The 2,106-nt window shown below is 41.7% G+C and carries 2 protein-coding genes; one reads left to right on the plus strand and one right to left on the minus strand.

Features of this window, described 5'->3' with window-relative positions:
- Positions 1–186 precede the first annotated feature (186 nt).
- Positions 187–426, minus strand: a complete 240-nt coding sequence (locus H6G26_RS41225; protein WP_190737854.1) for a hypothetical protein — start codon at positions 424–426, stop codon at positions 187–189.
- 337 nt (positions 427–763) lie between these two features.
- On the opposite strand from H6G26_RS41225, the gene H6G26_RS41230 reads away from it, so the two are divergent.
- Complete coding sequence (locus H6G26_RS41230) at positions 764–1,996, plus strand: calcium-binding protein (protein ID WP_190737856.1); 1,233 nt, start codon at positions 764–766, stop codon at positions 1,994–1,996.
- Positions 1,997–2,106: the final 110 nt, after the last annotated feature.

Raw genomic sequence — 2,106 nt, forward strand, 5'->3', positions numbered from 1 at the left:
GAATTATGGAGGTAGAAATAGAGAATCAAATTAAAACTTCTTCATTTCTTTGAATTATTCATTAATTTTTGCAATCTCTGAATATTTTCTGGTATGAAATTAAAAACTTTTGTGTCATTTCTGCGACTTGTAAGCGGTTATTTGCTTATTCAAGTATGCTGTTAATTAGCGGTTGCACCCAACTTTTTAATATGTATCAATCATAAAACAAAATGCACTAGCACTCCCCGAAACTTGGTCATCATCCATGATTGCAAAAGAATTGCCAGAAGAAAAAATGGAAATTTGAGGAGGTGTCACAAAAGAATAAAAAGCGTAGCTTGCTGCCAACTCTTGGAGACGCTCTGCGCGTTTGGCATCACACTGGCGCATGATTTTTTTGAAATATTTTTTAGTCTCGGTGTTTTTATTCTTTTTTTTATTCATTCTCCATAAATTTTAGTTATCAAGAAAGGCTTCAGCGCTGGAGGCTCAGTTGGCAGAAGGAAATTCTGACTCCTGCTCAATGCAGGTGGCCGTAGGGAACAAGGGCCTAAAACCCCGCCGAAAACAAAAGCGCAAACAACATTGGACGGGGTCTGAATCCCCGGCGAATTGAACATAAAAGCCTTCTGCCCTCTGCAAGAACTGCCTTATTCAATGTTTCCTCTCCCCATTCCTTCAATTCCTTTGAGAGTGAGCTTTCTGGCTTTCGTTGCCGTCGAAATCACATTAAATTAACTTAACTCTGCACTGAACCATAGTTTGAGAAGGAGTGATGGACATGGCATCTATTAACGGTACCTTTGGTAACGACATTCTAATTGGGACTCCAGAAACTGATTCCATTTTCGGCGATTTAGGTGATGACACTCTCATCGGTGGTGATGATGATGAGTTTGTCTTCAACAACGTAATTGATGTCCTCGTTTTTGATTCTGGCGTGTACGTCTATAGTAGTGATGGTTTTGACATCATTAAAAACTTCTCTCGACTCTCTGGAGAAGATGATAACGTTATCAGTATTGACCCTGTAAATAACAAATATACTTATGTAAGTATAAATACATCATTAAGTGTTCGTAATACCGACGTAGTGAGTCCAGGAAAAATTGAATCCATCGACGGCACCACAGGTTCTGACACAATTCAAGGGACTTCAGCAGACGAGATTATTTATGGTTTGGAAGGCAACGATGTGCTGTATGGCAACGGTGGTTACGATATACTCTATGGTGAACCGGGCAATGACAGCCTTTACGGTGGTGGAAATGCTAACAGACTGTACGGTGGTTTGGGCAATGATTATTTAAATGGTGGAGACAACGGTGGCAATGTACTGTATGGCGAGAAAGGCGATGACATCCTTGAGGGCGATGGGGGGCTTGATGTCCTAATTGGTGGAATTGGCAACGACACTTATATTATTTTTGTATTCGGGTCTGAGGGCAATGTAGTCATCAATCAGTTTGCGAATCAGACCCGAATATTTCAGATTACAGAATACTTGAATGAAGGAACCGATACGGTTGAGTCTTCGTTCAGCTACAAATTGGGTGACAACCTAGAGAACTTGGTTCTCACAGGTAGCGAGGATATTAATGGCATAGGCAACGCCCTGGACAATCGAATTGAGGGGAATGCCGGTTACAACTTTTTGGTTGGCGACGATGGCAATGACCACTTGCTTGGCTATGGGGACTACGACATTTTGGTTGGTGGGGCTGGTAACGACACACTCGTTGGCGGTGCTGGTAACGACTTCTTAAATGGAGGTTCTGGTAGCGACTTTTTAAATGGCGGTACTGGTAATAACACACTCACAGGCGATGCAGGTGCTGATACATTTGTCTTCAACTTCAAGTCTGAAGGCATCGACATTATCAAGGACTTCAGCTACTTAGAAAGCGACAAAATTCAGACTTCCACAATTGGGTTTGGCGCTACTTCCACTAACGAGTTCAGTTACGACAGCAAGACTGGTGCTTTGTCCTTCCAGCAGGGCAAACGCATCTAAATATTGACGAGCCTGAATCAGTATGAAATACACCAAGACTCAAACTACATAAGGCTTTGAGGAAATTAAATCTCACTCAATATTAAAATGATAATCATTGTGAGGGGGAG

This window comes from Nostoc sp. FACHB-888, from assembly GCF_014696655.1.
In the GTDB taxonomy this organism is placed as follows: domain Bacteria; phylum Cyanobacteriota; class Cyanobacteriia; order Cyanobacteriales; family Nostocaceae; genus Nostoc.

Excerpts from the sequence above, each read along its gene's own strand:
- H6G26_RS41225 (WP_190737854.1), bottom strand. The coding sequence starts at position 426 with ATGAATAAAAAAAAGAATAAAAACACCGAGACTAAAAAATATTTCAAA.
- H6G26_RS41230 (WP_190737856.1), top strand. The coding sequence starts at position 764 with ATGGCATCTATTAACGGTACCTTTGGTAACGACATTCTAATTGGGACT.